The sequence below is a fragment of the Pedobacter sp. KH_004 genome, from assembly GCF_057840755.1.
Map to the genome: position 1 here is coordinate 4043587 of NZ_CM174519.1, position 22052 is coordinate 4065638.

Annotated in this window: 16 protein-coding genes and 1 pseudogene; 8 read left to right on the plus strand and 9 right to left on the minus strand. The window is 38.2% G+C overall.

What is annotated here, in order from left to right; all coding sequences use genetic code 11:
• Window positions 1–14: 14 nt before the first annotated feature.
• The 5 genes from AC3ITD_RS17435 to AC3ITD_RS17455 all read right to left on the minus strand — a co-directional run bounded on the left by AC3ITD_RS17435 (window position 15) and on the right by AC3ITD_RS17455 (window position 4389).
• Window positions 15–653, minus strand: a complete 639-nt coding sequence (locus AC3ITD_RS17435) for an MBL fold metallo-hydrolase (protein WP_489361624.1) — start codon at window positions 651–653, stop codon at window positions 15–17.
• A 28-nt stretch (window positions 654–681) separates the two neighbouring features.
• Window positions 682–1269, minus strand: a complete 588-nt coding sequence (gene gldD / locus AC3ITD_RS17440) for a gliding motility lipoprotein GldD (RefSeq protein WP_489361626.1) — start codon at window positions 1267–1269, stop codon at window positions 682–684.
• Between the two features lie 60 nt (window positions 1270–1329).
• A complete protein-coding gene (locus AC3ITD_RS17445) occupies window positions 1330–2073 on the minus strand; it encodes a shikimate dehydrogenase family protein (protein WP_489361628.1) in 744 nt (247 codons plus the stop codon).
• Between the two features lie 84 nt (window positions 2074–2157).
• The gene (locus tag AC3ITD_RS17450) at window positions 2158–2925 is read right to left on the minus strand and encodes a phosphosulfolactate synthase (protein ID WP_489361630.1); all 768 of its coding nucleotides are present in this window, start codon (window positions 2923–2925) and stop codon (window positions 2158–2160) included.
• Window positions 2926–2985: 60 nt separating this feature from the next.
• Entirely contained in the window at window positions 2986–4389 is a 1404-nt protein-coding gene (locus AC3ITD_RS17455) for a tetratricopeptide repeat protein (RefSeq protein ID WP_265799660.1), read from the minus strand.
• 250 nt (window positions 4390–4639) lie between these two features.
• On the opposite strand from AC3ITD_RS17455, the gene AC3ITD_RS17460 reads away from it, so the two are divergent.
• The gene (locus AC3ITD_RS17460; RefSeq protein WP_489361632.1) at window positions 4640–4987 is read left to right on the plus strand and encodes a nuclear transport factor 2 family protein; all 348 of its coding nucleotides are present in this window, start codon (window positions 4640–4642) and stop codon (window positions 4985–4987) included.
• An 870-nt stretch (window positions 4988–5857) separates the two neighbouring features.
• A complete protein-coding gene (locus AC3ITD_RS17465; protein WP_489361634.1) occupies window positions 5858–6283 on the plus strand; it encodes a hypothetical protein in 426 nt (141 codons plus the stop codon).
• 738 nt (window positions 6284–7021) lie between these two features.
• On the opposite strand, the pseudogene AC3ITD_RS17470 reads toward AC3ITD_RS17465, so the two are convergent.
• Window positions 7022–8552: pseudogene (locus tag AC3ITD_RS17470) on the minus strand (IS1182 family transposase).
• A 126-nt stretch (window positions 8553–8678) separates the two neighbouring features.
• Window positions 8679–11189 (minus strand): M1 family aminopeptidase, encoded by a 2511-nt coding sequence (locus AC3ITD_RS17475; protein ID WP_489361636.1) that lies wholly within the window; start codon window positions 11187–11189, stop codon window positions 8679–8681.
• Window positions 11190–11311: 122 nt separating this feature from the next.
• Here AC3ITD_RS17475 and amaB point away from each other — a divergent pair, with 122 nt between their 5' ends.
• The 5 genes from amaB (at window position 11312) to AC3ITD_RS17500 (ending at window position 18078) form a co-directional block, all read left to right on the plus strand.
• Window positions 11312–12853, plus strand: a complete 1542-nt coding sequence (amaB, locus tag AC3ITD_RS17480; RefSeq protein ID WP_489361638.1) for an L-piperidine-6-carboxylate dehydrogenase — start codon at window positions 11312–11314, stop codon at window positions 12851–12853.
• Between the two features lie 496 nt (window positions 12854–13349).
• Window positions 13350–16145 carry an outer membrane beta-barrel family protein gene (locus tag AC3ITD_RS17485; protein WP_489361640.1) on the plus strand — a complete coding sequence of 932 codons (2796 nt, stop codon included), beginning with the start codon at window positions 13350–13352 and terminating at the stop codon, window positions 16143–16145.
• Between the two features lie 5 nt (window positions 16146–16150).
• A complete protein-coding gene (locus AC3ITD_RS17490) occupies window positions 16151–16933 on the plus strand; it encodes a GLPGLI family protein (protein WP_489361642.1) in 783 nt (260 codons plus the stop codon).
• Window positions 16934–16982: 49 nt separating this feature from the next.
• Window positions 16983–17552: a Crp/Fnr family transcriptional regulator gene (locus tag AC3ITD_RS17495; protein ID WP_489361644.1), complete on the plus strand. Its 570-nt coding sequence runs from the start codon at window positions 16983–16985 to the stop codon at window positions 17550–17552.
• A 91-nt stretch (window positions 17553–17643) separates the two neighbouring features.
• On the plus strand, window positions 17644–18078 hold the full coding sequence (locus tag AC3ITD_RS17500; RefSeq protein ID WP_489361646.1) for a carboxymuconolactone decarboxylase family protein: 435 nt from the start codon (window positions 17644–17646) through the stop codon (window positions 18076–18078).
• A 38-nt stretch (window positions 18079–18116) separates the two neighbouring features.
• Here AC3ITD_RS17500 and AC3ITD_RS17505 read toward each other — a convergent pair whose 3' ends face one another.
• Together AC3ITD_RS17505 and AC3ITD_RS17510 are read right to left on the minus strand one after the other, a co-directional pair.
• Complete coding sequence (locus AC3ITD_RS17505) at window positions 18117–18905, minus strand: rhamnogalacturonan acetylesterase (RefSeq protein WP_265799652.1); 789 nt, start codon at window positions 18903–18905, stop codon at window positions 18117–18119.
• A 221-nt stretch (window positions 18906–19126) separates the two neighbouring features.
• Window positions 19127–20758 carry a glycoside hydrolase family 43 protein gene (locus AC3ITD_RS17510; protein WP_489361648.1) on the minus strand — a complete coding sequence of 544 codons (1632 nt, stop codon included), beginning with the start codon at window positions 20756–20758 and terminating at the stop codon, window positions 19127–19129.
• Between the two features lie 286 nt (window positions 20759–21044).
• Between AC3ITD_RS17510 and AC3ITD_RS17515 the strand changes: the two genes are divergently transcribed.
• On the plus strand, window positions 21045–22001 hold the full coding sequence (locus AC3ITD_RS17515; protein ID WP_489361650.1) for a pectinesterase family protein: 957 nt from the start codon (window positions 21045–21047) through the stop codon (window positions 21999–22001).
• Window positions 22002–22052: the final 51 nt, after the last annotated feature.

Here is a 22052-nt window from a genome sequence, read left to right on the forward strand (position 1 = left end):
ATCTATTCTGCATTTTAAAAAAAAGGATTGTGTTGTTTTTCGAAACCAATAGTTGTGGCAGGACCATGCCCTGGGTAAACCTTAGTTTCATCGGGTAAAACGAAAAGTTTTGATGAAATGTTTTGAATTAGTTGCTGATGATTTCCACCAGGCAAATCTGTTCTTCCTATGCTTCCATAAAATAATACATCGCCACCTATCAAAACCGCATCAGCTTTGCTATAAAGACATAAATGTGCAGGCGAGTGCCCTGGAGCAAAAATTAATGCTAAGGTGCTATCTCCAAAAGCGACGGTTCCGGTTTCAGGCAAAAACTGATCTGGTAAGGGCGAAACTTCATATTTACCAAAACCCATAGATGGCGCATAACTCGGCACCGCTTCCAACACCTGCAGTTCACCTTTGTGAAATTTTGGCTTTAAACCATAGGTATCAAATACAAACTTGTTCCCGAATACATGATCGAGATGGCAATGCGTATTTAACAACAAAACTGGTTTAAGATTTTCTTGCTTAATGAAAGCTGTTAATTCATTTTGCTCGTAACCTTCGTACATGCCTGGATCGATGATCACACATTCTTTGGTTTCATCATAAAGCACATAGGTATTTTCACTGTAAGCGTTGAATGTGAATGTTTTTACGGTAATCATATATAGGAATCCTTTTTAAAGAATGATTTTAATTTTTCCATCTGAACGTAGAGATTAGGGTATCAATATCCGTCTTAATGAATTTCACTACCGGTGCAATCGAATCAAATTGCGGTCGCTCGTTAAAATATAAAGCGCCTCTGAAATAATGTTCGGCGCTATCAGTTAAAAAAAATTGAACAGATGAAGCGGTATTACCTTCTATGGCATAATAAATACCGTAAACCTTTTGTTTTGGATAATTGATGATTCGCTGATCGATGGCGCTCGCTTTAATGGTATGTTTAAAAGCCAGTTTCCTGGCATCTTCAACCATTTGGTCATATTCTCCTTTACCCGAAACGTCGTAATAGGTGAGGTGCAAGTAGCCGTTAAATTGCTTAAAATGTAAGTTGTACCAATTCTCCCTAGCATCTCTACTTTGGTCCTTCTCCAAGTTTGCGTAGACAGGATATTTAAATTGATAAGGAACCGGCTTATTAAATTCTGTATAGGCTTTCTTTGGAAATTCAATTCGAAAGTAGCCCTTTGGTTTGGGACTATAATCATTGTTTTGACAAGCAAAACAGGCCAAGGCTGCAATGAATGCAATAAATATTAAGGGTTTGAATTTCATAACATTCTGGAATATTTTGCTTCCCTAGATAAAAACAATTGACAACAGGGATAAGTTAAACTATTTATTCCAAATAGCCCAGGCTTTATCTGCCTGTTTGTAAAGCATTTCCAGTCCGTTCTTTATTTGAGCGCCCTGTGCCGCAGCTTTTGCCAAAAACGCAGTTTCTAAAGGATTATAAACCAGATCATAAGCCAAATGATCAGCTCCAAGTTGAGTATAATCGATATCAGGAAAGCTATCTGTATTTGGCGACATGCCCAGTGGAGTAGTATTGATAAGCAATTTATGCGACTTTAAAATCTCTGCCGTAATTTCTGAATATAAAATTGTGCCTTCAACAGGTTTGCGAACCACTACTTTGTATTCAATACCTAATTTCTCCAAAACATACTTAACTGCCTTCGCCGCACCACCATCTCCAAAAATTAATGCTTTACGGTGCTGGTTGCTTAAAAGAGGTTGCAGTGATTTTTGAAAACCATAGGCATCTGTGTTGAAACCTTTTAAATAGGTTTCACCTTCAAATCTTTTGATACAGATACAATTTACGGCTCCTATTTTTTCTGCAGCCTCTTCAATCTCATTTAAAAACGGCAATACACTAACTTTGTGAGGTATGGTAACGTTTAATCCGCGAAGCGACTGATTTTCAGAGAGCAGATCAGCTAAAGACTTTATATCCTCCATGGGAAAAAGTTCATACTGATGATTGGCAATTTTTTCATTGGTAAACTTTTCGGTAAAGTACTTTTTTGAAAAGGAATGGGATAATGGAAATCCAATTAAGCCGTATGTTTTCATAAGCAATGATGCATTATGCGAATCAAAAAGCAATCTATTGATCGTTCAATAAGATTGCTTTTTAATTGATAGTAACGATATAGATTATTTAGTTTGGTTGAGGAAGTAATCAAAAGTATCTCCACGCAAGCCTAAACGAATAGTTTCCAAAGGAATAACTTCTGCCGGGGCGATATTGCCCAAGTTTACATTCGATCCGATCAGTTTGATAAACCAAACCTGTTGTTCTTTTTGAGGTGCTTCCCAAATGATGGTTTCTTCCGGAATCTGAGTTAATATTTCATCAACCAAACCTTCCCTCACTTCACCACTTCCGCGATAAATACCAACATTACCGCCTTCGCGAGCCTCTGCAATTACTTTCCAAGATCCCGCCTGAATTTCTGCCTGCATTAATTTAATCCATTTATATGGAGCGAAAATTTTTGCTGCATCTTTACTTCCGACTTCAGAAATTACAGTTACCTGTTTTGCCAATTCGCTGATATAACCGCACTTCAAATCATGTTCAATTTCGATTGATCCATCAGAAACCTCTGCATATTCCATCCCATATTGGTCTAAAATGCGCTGATAATCTTCAAATTGATTACGAATAATAAAGGCTTCGAAAAGCGTTCCACCAAAATAAGTTGGAATGCCTGCACTTTTATATAAAGCTAGTTTCTCTTTAAGGTTTGGTGTAACGTGTGATGTAGCCCAACCTAATTTTACAATGTCTGTATAAACGCCGGCAACTTCTATAAAATCTTCTACCTGGCGAAGGCTTAATCCCTTATCCATAACCATTGTATAGCCACTTTGGCGAGGTTTAGATGGACGTTCAGGAACGTTTAATAATGGGTAATTCATATGCGTACAAAAGTGAAAAAAATTTTCAGATTTATTTGTTAAATTTTTCTCACAAGACTGTTACCTGATATATCGGTTTATCACGTTGATAATGGCGCTGTTATCCTGTAACTGTGGCAAATATTCAAACAAAATATAATGCTTATCAGGATCGGTTATTAAAGCAGTTTCCAGATAACCGAGTGCATCTGCATAGTTTCCCATGGCAAAAAGATACGCCACCATTCGGTAATAGAGTTCTGCAGCTTCCGGGTTATTTTTTATCGCTTGGGCCATTGTTTCCGATGCTTCCAACAATTTTCCCTGCTCATAAAGCACCGTACTAAAATCCAACCACGCCTCAATATCAAGTGGATTGTATTCCAATACCTTTTCGTAAGCTACTATAGATTCTTCTATTTGGCCAAGTTTGTAATAGGCATCAGCCATTGCAAACCAGAAATCGGCATTTTCAGCTTCCAAATCGATAGCTTTTTTATAAAAATGCAGCGACTCGAAATAACGCTCTTCATGGTTTAAAGTAACCCCGATTCCGAACCAAGCATCAGCCATTTTCGGATCCATTTTTACCGATTTTTTGTAATAAGAACGGGCCTCATCCATCTTTTCAAGCTTTTCATAGCATTCTCCGATGGCACAATAAGTATCTGCGTTGGGCTGCTCATACTCAAAGGTCTGCTTGTAAACTTCAATAGCCTCATCGTATTTATCCAACTGCACTAATGCGTTTCCTTTGTTAAAATAAGCCGAACTAAAATCCTCTTTAATTAAGATCGCATAATCATAAGCATCAATTGCTTTTTCAAAAAGGTTTAGTTTATGAAAACTGTTCCCCAAATTATACCAGGCGGCATAAGAGTACGGATCAGTATCAATGTACTGCTGATAAAACTTAATGCTTTCTTCTTGTTTATCAAGCACATCGTAACAGAAAGCCAGCTCGTACAAGCCATCCTGGTTTTCCATATTTTGCTCCAAGCTTAACTTAATATAAGTGATCGCACTTTCATAATCGCCCATGCTCTGGTGTACATAAGCAATTTGCAGCAAAATTTCATCTGTACTTTCAGCAAGGAGTAATGCTTTTTCGTAGTTCTCCAAAGCCTCGCTAAAACGCTCCGTGTTTTGAAAAATATTACCACGAAGCAAATAAATATCAGGTTCTGATGGCTCTAATAATTCGGCTTTCTGCAAAGAGATAAATGCGTGTTCATTATTGTTGGTTATAATGTATAGGTGTGCTTGTTTAATCAAAAAAACGGTTGCATAAGGATGTTGGCTAATTGCAAACTCAACTACCTGCAAAGCCTTAACCGGATCGTTTTTTTCGATGTAAAAGTCCACAATATATTCGAAAGCACCGGCATCGAAGAAATACTGATCCTGGTTGCGGAGCATTTCTTCATAACGTTCTACAGAGCGTTGTGCGTCTTCGTTGGATTCAAAAAAGAATTCTTCTTCCATATTTAATAACTATTAAAGAACCGTGCCAATTCGCAGAAAAACACATTATAATTTTACTGATTTTAATTATCGATTTAACAAATAATTATTAACATCAAATGTTAAAACAAGCGTAAATAGCTGAAAATAAAGCTTATTAGGTGTGATTAAGATGTGTGGATAATGAATTCCTTTTATCAACATCGCGGTTCCTTTTCCCTTCTTTCACAAAAATAATATAAATTTATGGGAGTAACGTAATCGAGAAGTCATGAAAAGATACGCCTTTTTAGCGGTTTTATTGAGTTTTATAGGCACAGGTGCATTTGCTCAAAGCGATGAAAATGCGATTAAAAAAACTGTAAATAATTTGTTTACCGGAATGAAAAATGGTGACAGCACTCTGGCGAGATCGGCTTTTGCCAAAGATTTTATCATGCAAACCATTGTAAATAAAAATGGCAGTACTGCTGTACGCACAGCGAAATTAGATGGCTTTATCAAGTTTATTGGCTCCCCTCACAAAGAAAAATTCGATGAGCGAATTGTGTTTACCAAAATATTAATAGATGGCCCGCTAGCTTCTGTTTGGACCGATTATGGTTTTTATGTTTATTAAAAGTTTAGCCATTGCGGAGTTAATTCTTTTCAGTTGGTAAAAGGCGATAAAGGCTGGCAAATTGTTTATCTGATTGATACAAGGAGGAAAGATGCCTGCAAAATCTGAGTGATTTCCTAAATTATGATCATATAAAAGAAATGGCTATATCGCAATGAACGATCGGGCCAATTAAAAGATTACATCCTTGAAAACTTTGAAGCCCTTGAAAAGGATTTGAAGAAAGGGGGTAAGAAATGGTAGTTCAAACAATTCTTAAGCCTGGTACCACAATTATGTGCCCAGATGGCGATCTAAAAGTTAATAGCTACGAGAACGGGGTTTACGATCTTGAATCCAACGGTCAACTAATTATAATCGATAAAGATGCTGTAAACCATCTTGTCGAAGAAAGGGTATGGGCAGTTGAATAATGAAAAAACTAACAACGCTTCTGGCTTTAGTTGTTACCCTTTTCTGGGTATATATGATGATCTGGTTCCCATTGATTTGGTTTGTAATAGTAGTGGCTATGATAATTTATCTTTTCCTAGAAACCAGGTTCAATCCACCACCACTAACTGAGGAAGAAAAGGTTTGGTTCAATTATATGAAGGCTAGAGGTTATAAGCCGAGAGGCATAAAGACAAGAGACCATTGATACTATAGATTGATCTACTTAAAATCCAAAAGAGTTTGATATGGCAGATCGCAATGGGGAGCAGTAGATTAATCCTTCTTCTTTTCCCAAAATTTCCTAAACGAGAATAGGTTGAATAAAAATGTCAAGAGTAATTCCATACACTAAGTTACAAAATATTATGAAAAAACTACCATCATCATGATGGAAGCAAAAGCGATTAATAGGAAGTTGGTTAAGAAGTTCAAACTATGATAACAGAAATCACAAAAGGGGATAAATTCCTCTGTATTAAAGATATTACCACTGATGATGGAAATATTGAATTTGCGAGAGGGAATGTTTACGAGTCAAATCAAGATGGATCAATTGCTATCAATGATACGTTTGGCGTAAAATATCCATTTTGCTTTGTTAATCATTTCTTTGAAAGATATGGCGGTCAAACGGTAAGCATCCACGCAGAAACAAACGAAGAGCCACTGATAACCTTGCCTAACTATTATGACAACAGTAAAGGTTCGCTTTACCAGACCGCAGAGCAACGCGGTTGGAACTCATACACCTTTGATGTGGTTAAACGATTAGATAGAGGCGGCAAAAAAGATCCGTTGCGCCAAGAGATTGAAAAGTCGATCGGTGTGCTTCAGTTGTGGTTGAAGGAGTTGGAGCAGTAGATCAAAGCCATTTCAGACTTCCATGCTATCTCGCTGGTTGTGGCAGGCCAATTATATATCCGTAATGCTTTAACGTCCAAATCAAGGCCCAAACAATAATTAGAATAACTATCCATTTAATCTGTCCGCGATTCATATACAAACTTAAAAAAAATCAATGAAAAAATTAGCGGTCATCATGCTGCTTGTAATTGGGCTATCGGCATGCACCCCAAACCCATTCACAGGGAGGATAGTTGAAAAGGAATATGTTGCAGGTCACCGTTGCCATACTGAAGGTTACAAAGTAAAGATCAGGCAAGTGTAATTGTGCCACATACCGTTGTTACTCCAAAGCATTATCACAAATGGGAAAATGCAAAAGTTACAGTATGGGTTGCTAACCGTTATGAAGTACGCCAGTTTGGTGTTGATATCGCAAGCTTTGATAAGTGGATTGTAGGTAGTAAGGTTACTTTTAAATAAATAACCTACCATCCTCTGAGCCGGTCTGGCGACTCGCCAATAACTTGATGCCGATAAATGAAACTAGGCCAATAGTTACGCCTACAAATATTGCTGCTTTAAATGGTGACATGCTATAATAACGCATCAATTAAATTTTTGTTTGAGGCTTTCTCAAAATACATGAGGCAGCTTTTTTTTGTATTTAAATAATCCTATGTGTTGTTCGTTTATTGCTGGCTAGAAATGTTTATTTAACCATTATTTTGTTAAAACGGGCAAAAGCAAGCCTTTTTAGGCTGCTTTTTTTCTAATATTTTGTGCAATTGCCAGTAATCCCCATTCTATTGCCACTTTTTCTTTCCCTCGGAGCATGAAGCGGCGGAACCCGTGGTTCTGTTTAATATTCCCGAATACTGGTTCAACATCATGACACCTTTGCTTTCGTTTTTCAACCCCCTTTTCACTGTTGAGTAGCTGATATGCTTTTGCTTTATGTCGCACCAGATTAGTGTTGACCTCTATGATCCTGTTTCCCTGAGATTTGTGGCAAGTCCCATTGAGTGGGCATGTGGCACAATTCTTTGCCTGGTACCTTTTGCTGGTCTGCTCAAATCCGGTACTGGTTTTTCGTTTGCTATCGCCGATATAATTCATTTTTTGACCCATTGGACATATATAGCAGTCCTGCTCCCGATTATAGAATAGCCTGTCCTGGGCAAATGGTTTCTTCTTGTTGTGGGTTTCACTCTGCTCCTTGTCGAACATGCCATATTTTACGTAAGCTTCAATCTGGCCAGCTTCCATGATCTCATAATTTTCCTCGCTTCCATAACCTGCATCTGCGGTAATGGTCTTCAGGGTTTTACCAAAGCTTGCCTTGTGTTGCTCGATATGTTCTTTTAAAGTAGTGGTATCAGTGGGGTTCGGGTGAATGGTATAATTTACGATGAACTGGTTTGAGGTTGATATCTGTACATTATAACCTGGTTTGAGCTGGCCATTTTGCATGTGGTCTTCCTTCATCCGCATGAAAGTCGCATCGGTATCGGTTTTACTAAAGCTGTTGCGTTCCCCCAGGATTTCTTCTTTACGCTCATATTCTGCTATCTTTTCCGGATATTCCCTGGTTATATACCTTCGCTTTGACTTTTTTGTCCAGATCTGTTTTTTCTGCCAATACTGCATTGAGCGTATCCACGGTCTGCTGTACCTTTTCTGTATCTATATCGGTAAAATCCGGTGGTTCGGGCAAGCCATCTTCTACTTTGGCAACACTTTGGGCATATTGCCAGATTTCACTCAAGGCTTTCTTCATCTTCTCCTTATTGGTCTGGATGGCTTTTTTCCACACAAAGGTATACTTGTTCGCATTGGCCTCTATCCTGGTACCATCAGTATAAACATCTTCAATGCTTAAAAGGCCTTCTGCAGCCAAAAGTTTTACCACCTCCTCAAATACACTGCGAAGTGCATCCTTAAGCCGCACGCCACGAAAACGGTTGATGGTATTGTGGTCGGGATAACTCATCCCACTGAGCCACATAAAATTGATGTTCTCTCTGCAGGCTACCTCCAGCTTTCTGCTACTATAGATATTGCTCACATACCCATATACCAAAACCTTTAACAGCATTTGGGGATGGTAACTTGAAGTACCCTTAATCTTATAAGCATCCAACAGCCCCTGGATATTGATTCGGTTAATAACATCGTTCACGATGCGAACAGGATGGCCTTTTGCCACAAGTTCATCCAGAGTAGGCGGAATAGCCATAATCTGGTCTTGATAGTAGGGCTTGAAAACTGGTATTTGGACTGGCATAAACCTCAATTATTTATACTTAAACATCTGAAATTCAACGTAATAAACCAAATTTAAAAGGTAAAAAAATATTTTTTTTACAAAAAAAAAAGACTGCCTTTTTGAGACAGCCTCTTCAGTTTAAAACTATTCCTTTCCTAAATCTGCTGCAGCTTTTTTAAAGATTTCAGCTTGCTTATTTAAATTTGATTTTGCCTCGCCATTAGCTGATGTGGCCTGTTGCGATTTGCCTTGTGCTGTTGCCGTGTAAGCGCCAGAAAGTTGTTTGTTTAAATAATTTTGCAGCTTCAATCGCTCAATAGCGTTGCTTATGCTTTTCACGCCTTTTTCGGTTACCGCTGGATTGGTATTCGCCCTTAAATACTGGAAATACTGACCAATGACTCCGAAAATCTTGTTCTTATCGCCAGTATCCATAATGTTATCGTAAAATGCTTGATGCTCATCCTTTGGATCGCTGATGTATAACGAAGCTATTGATGATGCGATATGGTCTTTCGTATCTTGATCTAAAGATGAAAGTGCTGTTAACCCTTCTTGTGGCGCAAGTTTGGTTAAACCCGCCACCGAAGCTGCAATCACGCGGTAAGATCTGTCTTTAACACCATCAACCAATAAGGCTTTATAGGTTTGATCGCCTGTTTCTGCTAACTTATTAATTGCCGCCGCTCTCGCTTCGGTATTTTTATCACTTTTTGCCATTTGCAGTAATAAAGGTAATGCTGCAGCTTTGACTTCTTCATCATCTAAGTTAAGCCCTTCAATACTCAAAGCCCTTAAATCTCCAGATTTATCTTTCAAAGCATCAAGCAAAACTTTCTGTCCGCTTTTAGCTTTACTCTGCATGATAAATTGCAAAGCTTCAATCCTATTGGGATAAGTTGGTGCATTTTTGTATTGGAAATAATAGTTCTCGGCAACTTTGTTGTCGTTAATTTCCCCTACTACAATTTTATCGGCATCGAAATCAATTAAATCCGGCTTGGCGCTTACCTCAAAAGAGAAAGTTTGTTCCCGGCTGTTGATCAAAATTTCCTTAGAAATTTTTTGCCCGCCTGCATAAATATTTACTTTCACTGGTAAAGTAAAATTTTGTATTGCAGCATCTTGTGTCTGCTTTACTTTAATCGTTGCTTTTCCGTTTTCATATCCAAAATCAACCGCTAAAATCGGGTGACCGCCAGCATAATACCATTGGTTGAAATATGGGCTCCAATCTTTGCCTGTTATATCTTCCATAGCCAAGCGTAACTGATGTGTTTCGCCATTTTTGAACGCATTTGAGGTTAAATATTTGTTCAAGCCTTTATAAAAAGCCGCATCACCCATTTGGTTTTTCATCGCATACAAAATCACAGAGCCTTTGGCATAGCTGATATTATCAAACATGTCTTCCTTATCCTTATAATAAAAACGAGCTAGAACCGGGCTTTCGCCATTTTTTGTAGAGCTGATGTAGGATTGTAATTTCTCGTATCGCGATTTATCTTCTGCATCTTTTCCTTCATCATATCCATGCCATATTATTTCGCCAAAAGTGGCAAAAGATTCATTCATAGTTAAATTAGACCAAGATTCTGCAGTCACGTAATCTCCAAACCATTGGTGAAAAAGTTCGTGAGCAATGGTACCTTCTTCGTTTCCATCCAGTAACTCGCGATCTGTTTTTTGAATATGTTCGCCATGCAACGTAGCGGTTGTATTTTCCATTGCTCCCGATACATAATCTCTGGCCACCACCTGGGCATATTTATTCCATGGATAATCTACACCTAAAATGTCACTATAGAATTTCATCATCGTAGGCGTTTTACCAAAAATTTGCTTTGCAAAAGGTGCATATTTTGGCTCCAGATAATAATTTACTTCTTTGCCTTTGTAAGTATCTTTAGTGATTTTAAAATCGCCCACTGCCATCATAAACAGATAAGGTGAGTGTGGCAAATCCATTTTCCAGGTATCTGTTCTGGTTCCATTGGTATTGGCTTTCTGGCTGATCAATTTTCCATTGGATAACGTAGTATATTTAGACTGAACCGTCATCGAAATTTCTTGCGTAGTCTTCTGATCTGGCTTATCAATTGTTGGAAACCAAGCTGAAGAAGATTCCGTTTCACCCTGCGTCCAGATTTGGATAGGTTTGGTTTTATCTGCACCATCAGGATTGATAAAATACAGTCCTTTTGCATCAGTTATCGCAGCGCTGCCTTGAACTTTTAATTCATCCGGCTTTGCCGTATAAGCAACATAAACAGTGTATTTTTCGGCGTTTGTATATTTCTTGTTTAAGGTGATAAACAGTTTATTGTTTTCGTAAACATATTTTAGCGGAGTATTTCCCTTCGCACCCACCAATGAAACCGTTTTGATGTCCATCCCCTGAGCATCTAAGGTCAATGAATCAGTTGTATAGAAATGAGGCTTCAATGTTATCCATTCTTTACCGTACAGATATCGCTTTGCATAATCAAAAGATACATCGAGTTTGGTATGTACCAGATCATTCACTTTGGTGGGCGTTACCCGATAAACAGATAAATTTGTCGATTGATCTGCCGTTTTTTCTTGAGCTGAAAGTGTGTTTGCTGCCAAAATCGAAACCAGTATGGCGCTACAGACGAAAATTTTTTTATTCATATTTTATATTTAATAAGTCAGTTGTGTTTAAAGCGATGTGTTAAGAATTATGACAAAGTAAACAGCCAAATGTAACTTGCTTTATGTTAATTTTTTGTTTTTTTGTGTAAATCGTTAGATATATGAATACAGATATTCAATCCATTTTAAACAAACTGGGTGTTACCGAAAGCAATGCTGCTTTCAGCACCGGAAGCAATTGGGGAGGCGAATTGAACGCTGAAAAACTAGAAAGCTTCTCGCCGGTTGATGGTAAACTTATTGCAGAAACAAAAATTGCAAGCGCTACAGATTACGAAACAATTATTGCAAAAGCTCAAATTGCTTTCAATGATTGGAAAACCATTCCAGCTCCAAAAAGAGGAGAGATTGTTCGCCAGTTTGGCGATGCATTGAGAGAAAACAAAGATGCGTTAGGCACCCTGGTTTCTTACGAAATGGGGAAAAGTTTACAGGAAGGATTTGGCGAAGTACAGGAAATGATTGATATCTGCGATTTTGCTGTGGGCTTATCGCGTCAGCTTTATGGTTTAACCATGCACAGTGAGCGCCCAAGCCATCGAATGTACGAGCAATGGCATCCGCTAGGGATTGTAGGAATTATTTCTGCCTTTAATTTCCCGGTAGCGGTTTGGGCATGGAACGCTGCTTTGGCATTGGTTTGTGGGAATGTTTGCATCTGGAAACCATCAGAAAAAACGCCTTTAACGGCTATCGCCTGTCAACATATCATTGCAAAGGTTTTTAAAGCCAATGATGTTGCTGAGGGAGTTTGCAATTTAATTATTGGAGATAAAGCTGTTGGCGAACTCATGACACACGATGGTCGGGTACCATTAATTTCGGCAACCGGATCTACCCGAATGGGGAAACAGGTTGGCGCAGCCGTGGGAGCCCGTTTAGGTAAAAGTTTATTGGAACTGGGTGGCAACAATGCCATCATTATCTCCGAACATGCCGATTTAGACATGAGCTTAATCGGTGCGGTTTTTGGCGCCGTGGGTACCGCAGGTCAGCGTTGCACATCAACAAGGAGATTAATTATCCACGAAAGTGTTTATGATGCCTTTAAAGAAAAACTAGTCAAAGCATACGATCAGCTGCGCATTGGGGATCCGCTGGATCAGAACAACCACGTCGGTCCGCTGATTGATAAAGATGCCGTTGCGGCCTACCTCGATTCCATCCAAAAATGTAAGGTAGAAGGTGGAAAATTTGTGGTTGAGGGTGGTGTTTTAACAGGCGAACATTACAGTAGCGGATGTTATGTGAAACCTTGCATTGCCGAGGTTCAAAACGATTTTAAAATTGTTCAACACGAAACCTTTGCCCCAATTTTATACTTGATCAAATACAAAACTTTAGACCAAGCTATTGCTTTGCAAAATGGCGTTCCACAGGGGTTATCATCTGCCATCATGACTTTGAATTTAAGGGAAGCGGAGCAATTTTTATCCGCTAAAGGATCTGATTGTGGTATTGCAAATGTGAATATTGGTACCTCTGGAGCCGAAATTGGTGGCGCATTTGGTGGTGAAAAGGAAACTGGTGGCGGTAGAGAAAGTGGTTCTGATGCATGGAGGGCTTACATGAGAAGGCAAACCAATACCATTAATTATTCGAATACTTTACCATTGGCGCAAGGCATAAAGTTCGATTTCTAAATAAATGGTTCGTTGTTGTGAAGCAACCTTACACCTATCAACGCGTTCTTAGACCAATGCATTAGGATCGCTTCGTACCTCGCAATGACGACAAAATTAGAGTTGCTAGACTAACCTAGCAGCTCCTTTTCAAACTTAGTATGGCTCATTTAGAATATTTTTTTTCATATGGCTTGCTAAACCAGGTTTTTGTATTGATTTGATATTACTTTTATTAGCAGTAAAATCGACCATTTTTAATTGAGAATCGCTTTCTAAAATTGTATTATCTCTTTGAATAAACTGGCAATAAACTTGACCTATCTGGCAAAAACACAGTATTAGCTTAGGACTCAATCTTTATAGACGGACGATCGAATGATGTAACCAAAAACGATTGGCTGCGGGAAAGCAAGACGTAATGTAATGATTTCGAGATAATTGTTAAAAAAGGTTAAAGCGTATATTTTAACTAAAATATTAGTTTTATATTCGGCAAACAAAACTAATCAAATCTATGAAACGCCTTCTCCTATTGCTGTGCGGCTTTGTGCTCATCAATTTTAGCGCAAATGCACAAGGTTTACATTCCGTTAAAGGAAGAACTATCGACACCGCATCTACCACACTTCTAGCGGGTTCAACAATCGCCATTTTGAATTCAAAAGATTCTACGCTTGTAAAATTTACCCGATCAGCTGAAAATGGATCATTCGAACTCAACGGAATTAAAAACGGAAAATTTATTCTCTTGGTTTCTTATCCAAAATACGCGGATTTTGTTGATCATTTCACACTCGATTCTACTACGCAGGTTAAAGATTATGGAAAAATCAATTTAACCGGAATGGCGAAAATTCTTGCTGATGTAATTATCAAAGGAAACAGGAATGCCATTAAAATTAAAGGTGATACCACCGAATTTGATCCCAAAGCTTTTAACATTGAACCAAATTCAAAGGTTGAAGACCTGATTAAACAGTTTCCGGGTATTCAGGTAGATAAGGATGGAAAAATAACGGCACAAGGTAAAACCGTTCAAAAAGTACTGGTTGATGGCGAAGAGTTCTTCGGTGATGACCCCACGTTAGTAACGAAAAATCTTCGTGCTGACATGGTTGAATCAGTTCAATTGTATGATAAAGCAAGTGATCAGGCAAGTTTTACCGGAATTGATGATGGCGAAAAAACAAAAACCCTGAATGTTAAACTGAAAGAAGATAAAAAGAATGGCTATTTCGGGAAAGTGCAAGGCGGATACGGAACCGACGATTTTTATAATGGCCAGTTCATGTTCAACAAGTTTTGGGGCAAGAAAAAATTCTCTGCTTATGGCATTTTAGGGAACAATGGAACTGTAGGTTTAGGTTGGGATGATCGTGATAAATATGGTGGCTCCAGCGGGATGACCATGACAGACGATGGTGGAATGTATTTCAGTTCTGGTGGTTCGGATGATTTTGATAGCTACGACGGACAATATAACGGTCAGGGAATTCCAGTTGCCCGCACCGGCGGTTTACATTTCGACAGTAAATGGAATAAAGACAAAGAATCGCTAAACACCAATTATAAAATCGGATCCATTAGAGTTAAAGGCGATAGAAAAACCATCAGCCAAAACAACTTAAGTTCTGGCGTAATTAACAACGTCTCTGATCAATACACGGATAATGATATGTTCAGACAGAAGCTGGATGCAACTTATGAAGTAAAACTCGATTCGACACTTACATTAAAAGTAAATGTAGATGGCACATTGAAACAAAGTAATACTTTTAACGATTACAATACTTCGAGTACAGATGGAAACAATGATTTACTTAACACCACAAAAAGAACTTTAAAGAATAAGGTGGATGAGCAGATGTTCAACATCAATGGCTTGCTTACTAAACGGTTTCAGAAAAAAGGACGTACACTTTCATTAAACTTGAACCAGTCTATTACAAAGAGCAATAGCGATGGCTATTTAAACTCAGAAAACAGTTTCTATGAAATTACAGGCAGAAGAGACAGCTTAATTAATCAATATAAAGTTAACGATATTACCAATAGTGCCTTCAAATCAAACTTAGCCTATACCGAACCTTTATCGAAAACCATGACGGTGATTGTAAATTACGGTTTGAGCTTAATGAATGGCAAGTCAGATCGTAAATCATTCAACCAATCTGCAAGTGGTAATTACGATATTTTAGATACCGAATTTAGTAATGATTACCAACTAGATCAGATTATTAATCAAGGTGGCGCAATTTTCAACTATAAAAAAGGCAAAACAATAATTAATTTTGGTTCAAAATTTAGTGGTGTTAACTTCAAACAAACGGACTTATACAACAATAAAACCTACGATCGTAATTTTGTTAATTATATGCCTCAAGCTTCTTATCAGTATAGGTTCTCTCAACAAAAATCTTTCAGAATCAGTTATAACGGTAATACAAATCAACCATCTTTAGATCAAATTCAACCCGTTAGGGTAAATACTGATCCATTGAATATTTCGTTGGGTAATCCAGATTTAAGACCATCATTTAGAAGTAACATCAATGCCAATTACAATTCGTATAAAGTCCTCACCAATCAATCAATTTGGTTAAGTGGGTCGTATAGCTTCACAGCAAACCCAATTGTGAGCGATGTAACTACCGATGCATTAACAGGTAGAAGCAGTTATAGATCGGTAAATATCACCGATAAAATGTCAAAAAGTTTTTCTGTATATGCACAAAGCAGTAGAAAAATTAGTGGGATCGACCTAAATGCTGGCATTAATTTAAGCACCAATGGAAATTCATCCTACAATTACATCAACAAAGAACTAAACAATACCAAAAACTACACCTATAATTTGGGTATTGATTTAAACAAATACGTTGAGAAGAAGTATAATTTTTATATCAATGTTGGTCCAACATATAATGTTTCAAGAGCAAGTATTGGCAATTTTGGTAACAGTGATGGCTGGGGATGGAATGGTTATTCATCTGGTAGCGTTCAATTACCGGGCAAATTTTCACTATCAACCGATGCGCAATATGAGTTTAGAGGAAAAACACAAACCTTTAACGAAACTTTCTCTCGGTTTCTCTGGAATGCATCGTTAAATAAAAAGTTCTTAAAATCAGAAAACCTCAAATTAATGATGTCGGTGAATGATATTTTAAATCAGAATGTTGGTTTCGATAGAACAGCCTACAACGGAAACATTACACAAAGCAGCTACACCACCATCATGCGCTATTTTATGTTCTCTGTAATTTGGGATTTTAATAAAATGGGCGGCGGATTAAAAACTTCAAAATAATCATCATGAAAACTACACTTAAATATATCATTCTATTTGCTGTTATTTTCATCAGCAAAACTTTACAAGCACAGAACGTCCACTTTATTCATAATGGCATTATTGAGTTCGAAAAAAGATCGAATATGTACGCATTGATAAAGAAAAAAATCAATAAGGACAATGAAACCTATATGAATCAGGCGTTTGAGCAGTACAAGAAAAACAATCCGCAATTTAAAGTTGCCAAAAGCACTTTAAGTTTTACTCGGGATAAAAGCTTATACAAATGGCCAACGGTTGAAGAAACAATGAATAATAATTGGTTAAATACGGATGTATTGGGCGATTTGAAAAACACCATCGCTACTGATTTCGATACGCAAAGTAGTATTACTCAAAAGAATGTTTACGAGGATACTTATTTAGTTAAAGATAGTGTTCGTAAAATCAACTGGAAAATAACAGATGAAACACGAGAAATTGCAGGTTACAAATGTCGCAGGGCAAATGCAGTGATTATGGATTCGGTTTATGTAGTGGCTTATTACTCCAATCAAATTGCGGTTTCTGGTGGCCCGGAGTCATTTACGGGTTTGCCTGGGATGATTTTAGGCTTAGCTTTACCACATGAAAATATAACGTGGTTTGCTACAAAAGTAACCGAAACTGCAGTGCCGGAAAAAGACTTAACCGCACCAGTAAAAGGAAAACCAACAGATAATAAAGGTTTGAAAACTATTTTACTAGGCGCAATGAAGAATTGGGGGGAGTATGCTCATCCCATCTACAAAGCCTTTTCGTTATAAGTATCGGTGTTGTAATTATGCTTAAATTAGCATCGTTATAACACCGAGCATGTACCAGGCACTATTTACTCATATCAATAAATTTATAGGTTTGAGTAGCGAAGAACAAGATATTCTTACTTCACTACTCAAATCATTTTCGTTTAAAAAGAAAGCTTATCTCCTCGAAGAAGGAGAAACCTGCCGGGCGAATTATTTTGTGGTAAAGGGTTGCTTAAGACTTTATTTTATAGACATTAAAGGAGCCGAACAAACCACTCAATTTGCCATCGAAAATTGGTGGATCTCTGATTTAACCAGCTTTATCTTTCAAAAGCAATCAGATTTCTTCATCCAGGCGGCCGAGCAAACGGAAGTAATCGCCATCGAACATCATCACTATCAGGAAATGTTTGAAAAGCTCCCGAAATTGGAAAAATACTTTCGGCTAATTTATCAGAAACTGCATCAAGCCTCACAAATCAGAATCAAATATTTGTATAGTCAAACTGCTGAGGAAAGATATACCAACTTCAACAAACTTTTTCCTGAATTTGTACAGCGGGTCCCGCAATATATGCTGGCTTCTTACCTGGGTTTTACGCCAGAATTTTTAAGTAAAATCAGAGCCAAACGGTAGGCCTAAAACACCCTTTTCATTTCTTAATCTACATTAAGTTTTTTGATTTTTTAAGTGATGACCTTTACATCGTAATCAAAAAACAAAAGAAATGGAAAATAGAATTAACATCCAAAAAGCAGAACCAGCAGCTTACCAAGCCATGTTTGGTTTAGAAAAATATTTATCAACAAGCACCGTAGATCCTATCCTTTTGGAGCTTATTAAAATGAGGGCTTCGCAAATTAATGGTTGTGCATTTTGTTTAAACATGCACTCGGCTGATGCACGCAAAATTGGCGAAACAGAACAGCGGCTGTACCTTTTAAATGCCTGGAGAGAAACAGCTTTATTTACAAAAGAAGAGGAAGCGGTTTTAGCACTAACAGAGGAAATAACCCTCATTACCAACCACGTTTCGAATGAAACTTACAACAAAGCAGCAAGCATTTTTGATGAAAAAACATTGGCTCAAATTATTATGGCCATTGTAACCATTAATGCCTGGAATAGAATTGCCATCAGCACCAAGTTAATCGTTAGTTAAACGCTAAAGTAAAGGCACTAAAGCATATTGGTGCCTTTTTAATTCAATTTCATTTTTTTAAGCTCCTCATAAACCAACTTGGCTACTTCTCTAGCACCCTCTGACTGAAAGTGGGTATTGTCTTTTTGTCCTTTTGGATAAGCCTCATATTTACCTGAATCCAAATTCATGAAATAGTTCTTCGTTACAAACTCATTTCCTTTTGAGGTGAAAAGCGCCGCTGAAAGTGCAGTTAAGTCAATAATGGCTACATTTAATTCTGCAGCAACATCTTTAACCGCCTGGGGATATCCGCCGTGAGCGCTACCCAACTTTCCATCTTTCCAGGGATAATTTCTGGTTACCGGCGTAATAAGAATGGGCACCGCACCTTTAGCTCTGGTTTCCCGCACATACATCCGAAGAAAACCTTTATAGCCCGGGATGTCGACATAGCGCTCTGGTTTATCTTTAGCGGCATCGTTATGCCCAAACTGAAGTAAAACCAGATCATTTTTATTCAGACTATCTGTTACTTCTTTCCACCGCCCTTCGTTAAAAAAGGTTCGGGTGCTTCTCCCACCTTTAGCTTTATCCACTACCAGTGCACTGTCGCTTCGTATTAAATTGCCCAGGTTTTTAAGGCTATCCTTTCTTAAAAACTGTTGAAAAACCTGGCCCCAACCCATCAAAGGAAAACGCTTTTGTGGATAATTATTTTCTAAAGAATAATCGGCAACGGTAGAATCGCCAATGAGATAAACTTTTACAGGGTTTGGCTTGGGGCTAAATGATATCAACGTTATTGCAACGGCCGTTGCGGCGATTATAAATCTATATCTTTTCATGCTTTCATTAAGATGTGTGTGATGAAAACTTTGGTTATTTGCAGCCTTTATTTAATTTTATTACGTGGTCTGTGTCCACACAGATCGCCTTACTATTTCAGTTAGCGAGAAAAAAAACTGCGTCAAGCCCCCGATTTGCCTCTTGAAAATACAAAGATTTCTCAGCTGCGCTCGAAAACGACATGGTTATTCCGTTGTCTAAACCCACACAGATCGCTTTGCTATTTCTCTACTCTAAACCAATCGTATTCAGCAATGCCCGAATCATTAATCTGCGTGTCCCTTATGGCAAACAAACCTACTTTTGCGCCAATCCATTGCCCTGCAGTTGCCTGAAATTCATCGCCAACATTACTGTAATTATTTCCATCTTCACTATAACTAAACTGGCATTTGGCGCCGTTTGAAACCTTAACTCTAAAATGAACAACACCAGATTTAAGCTTTGCGATTTCCTTTTCGTTCTCGGTTTTTCCTTTGTCGGCACTTTGGCAAACACCATAAACTAAATAAATACCATCTTTTTTACTTTTGATGCTCAATTTAGCATAGCTTCTGCCCATCACAACCAGCCCGGTTTGCTCGTTTTCTAACTTCGGATTTGGCTTAAAGTTTACTTTCGTGGTAACATTAAATTCATCAGCCGGAAACTTCTGCATCAACAAGTTCGGCACATCCCATAAGTTTTTAGCTTCGTCTGGAATTTTTGCCGTGTAAAGCTTTAGAACACTTTTATTAGCATCTGTGAAAAGCCAGGTAGGTTGTGGGTTTGCCTGCCATTGCCATTGCAAGCCCAATTGCCAGGAATTAAATTCATCACTTTCGGCAGGTGTTTCTATCGCATAAACCTTACCCACGTTCGGCTTTTTGTAGGTGAGTACAGGTTCGCCAATCCCATCACCATCTTTGTCTGCACCAATAACAGGCCAGTTGTTAATCCATTTCATGGGTTGCAAATGAACTACCCTTCCATAAGCGTCCTTATCCTGAAAATGCAAAAACCAATCTTCTCCATTTTGGGTATTCACCCAGGCACCCTGATGTGGGCCATTTACGGTAGATTTTCCCTCATCCATCGCCACCTTCCTTTCATAAGGACCATAAATATTTTTGCTCCTCAATATCAATTGCCAACCTGTAGAAACTCCTCCCGCTGGTGCAAATAAATAATAATATCCATTGCGCTTATAAACCTTGGGTCCTTCAATGGTTGGATCCAATTCATGTCCATCGTAAACAATTATTCCCGATTCGGCGGCTTTTAACCCGTCAGCAGTTAGCGGCATTACAGCTAAGACACTTTTAATTCCAGCTCTGCTTCCTGCATAGGCATAAGCCAAATAAGCTTTCCCATCTTCATCCCAAAACGGACAAGGGTCGATCAATCCTTTACCAGCGGCAACCAATTTTGGAGCAGACCATTCGCCCGTTATCGTTTTAGATTTAGTTAGATAAATTCCGAAATCGGGATCAGGATAGTAGATATAAAATTCTCCGTTCCGGTACCGGATGGAAGGTGCCCAAACGCCATTTCCATGTTGGGTTTTTTCGAAATGTTCAAATGGGGGTTGGCGTTTTAGCGCATGACCAATAATTTTCCAGTTCACCAAATCTTTTGAATGTAAGATGGGAAGCCCTGGAATGGCATCGAAGCTGGAAGCAATCATATAGAAATCATCACCAACCCTGATGGCATCCGGATCAGAATAATCGGCATTGATCACCGGATTTTTATAGGTCCCGTTTCCCTGATCAGAAACCCAAACTTTAGAAACATAAGCTGCTTTCGGAGACTGTGAGAAACAATTCAGGTAAAAGTAAGAAGTAAAAATAAGGGTAAATAAGAATTTCATGATCAATTATATTTTGGTTAGAAAAACAATCTCGTCTTTGGAAAGCACTAAATATTTGCCTTTAAATAACGACTGCTCAAGCGCTAAGAACAAGATTAAACCTTTTTTTACTTTATCGCAACCCTTTACTGTGCAATCGTTCCCGACATCGTTTGCGGCATTTATAGTTCAGATTAGTTCGTTCAGAAAGCTATTTAATGTTTAAACTTGTTCATCACATTATTTTAAAAAAGAACTTGGAAATTTTATCCCAGCAGTGGCCATTATAATTATCTAACCAATCTTTATGAAAGTATTCATCTTATTTGTATTCACTCTTATTTCTTTAACAGCAGTTGCAACCCAGGTAAAGCCCGATTTCACCGTAGCGACTGATGGGAGTGGAAATTTTAAAACCGTGCAGGAAGCCATTAATGCAGTTCCTGACTTTCGAAATAAGCTTACTGTGATTTTTATCAAAAAAGGAATTTATAAAGAAAAGTTAATCCTGGCAGCTTCGAAGAAAAATGTAAAGTTTATTGGCGAAAACTTGAACGAAACCATTTTGACTTACGATGATTATGCTCAAAAGAAAAATGCCTTTGGCGAAGACAAAGGAACATCAGGTTCGTCGAGCTTTTATATTTACGGTGAAGGATTTTCAGCGGAGAATATCACATTTGAAAATTCATCTGGTCCGGTTGGACAAGCCGTAGCGGTTTGGGCTGGTGGAGATAAATCGACCTTTACGAATTGCAGGTTTTTGGGATTTCAGGATACGCTCTATACTTATGGAGCAAACAACCGCCAGTACTACAAAAATTGTTACATCGAAGGTACGGTTGATTATATCTTCGGTGCAGCAACTGCCTGGTTTGAAAACTGCACCCTTTATTGCAAAAAACAAGGATACATTACCGCGGCATCTACAGCTGATACCACAAAATACGGCTATGTTTTTAATAAATGTAAAATTACTGGCGATGCCGCAGCCAATAGCTTTTATCTTGGTCGCCCCTGGAGGCCTTACGCTAAAGTTGTTTTTTTAAGATGTGAACTTCCAGAAATTATCCGCCCCGAAGGTTGGAATAATTGGGGCAAAGAAAGCAATGAGCAAACGGCTTACTACGCTGAATACAAAAGTACAGGAAAAGGGGCAAACGCTAAAAAGCGGGTAAATTGGTCGCACCAACTCACCGAAACCGAGTATAAAAGTTACATTTTGGAAAACGTTTTCCGAGGATGGAATCCGGAAGGGAAATAGCTAACATAAGCAGCTGATTATCAATTCATAAATCATACTTTAAATATTCAA

Bases quoted from the DNA above. Each gene is read 5' to 3' on its own strand.
- AC3ITD_RS17435 (WP_489361624.1), bottom strand. From the start codon at position 653: ATGATTACCGTAAAAACATTCACATTCAACGCTTACAGTGAAAATACC.
- gldD (WP_489361626.1), bottom strand. From the start codon at position 1,269: ATGAAATTCAAACCCTTAATATTTATTGCATTCATTGCAGCCTTGGCC.
- AC3ITD_RS17445 (WP_489361628.1), bottom strand. From the start codon at position 2,073: ATGAAAACATACGGCTTAATTGGATTTCCATTATCCCATTCCTTTTCA.
- AC3ITD_RS17450 (WP_489361630.1), bottom strand. From the start codon at position 2,925: ATGAATTACCCATTATTAAACGTTCCTGAACGTCCATCTAAACCTCGC.
- AC3ITD_RS17455 (WP_265799660.1), bottom strand. From the start codon at position 4,389: ATGGAAGAAGAATTCTTTTTTGAATCCAACGAAGACGCACAACGCTCT.
- AC3ITD_RS17460 (WP_489361632.1), top strand. From the start codon at position 4,640: ATGAAAAGATACGCCTTTTTAGCGGTTTTATTGAGTTTTATAGGCACA.
- AC3ITD_RS17465 (WP_489361634.1), top strand. From the start codon at position 5,858: ATGATAACAGAAATCACAAAAGGGGATAAATTCCTCTGTATTAAAGAT.
- AC3ITD_RS17475 (WP_489361636.1), bottom strand. From the start codon at position 11,189: ATGAATAAAAAAATTTTCGTCTGTAGCGCCATACTGGTTTCGATTTTG.
- amaB (WP_489361638.1), top strand. From the start codon at position 11,312: ATGAATACAGATATTCAATCCATTTTAAACAAACTGGGTGTTACCGAA.
- AC3ITD_RS17485 (WP_489361640.1), top strand. From the start codon at position 13,350: ATGAAACGCCTTCTCCTATTGCTGTGCGGCTTTGTGCTCATCAATTTT.
- AC3ITD_RS17490 (WP_489361642.1), top strand. From the start codon at position 16,151: ATGAAAACTACACTTAAATATATCATTCTATTTGCTGTTATTTTCATC.
- AC3ITD_RS17495 (WP_489361644.1), top strand. From the start codon at position 16,983: ATGTACCAGGCACTATTTACTCATATCAATAAATTTATAGGTTTGAGT.
- AC3ITD_RS17500 (WP_489361646.1), top strand. From the start codon at position 17,644: ATGGAAAATAGAATTAACATCCAAAAAGCAGAACCAGCAGCTTACCAA.
- AC3ITD_RS17505 (WP_265799652.1), bottom strand. From the start codon at position 18,905: ATGAAAAGATATAGATTTATAATCGCCGCAACGGCCGTTGCAATAACG.
- AC3ITD_RS17510 (WP_489361648.1), bottom strand. From the start codon at position 20,758: ATGAAATTCTTATTTACCCTTATTTTTACTTCTTACTTTTACCTGAAT.
- AC3ITD_RS17515 (WP_489361650.1), top strand. From the start codon at position 21,045: ATGAAAGTATTCATCTTATTTGTATTCACTCTTATTTCTTTAACAGCA.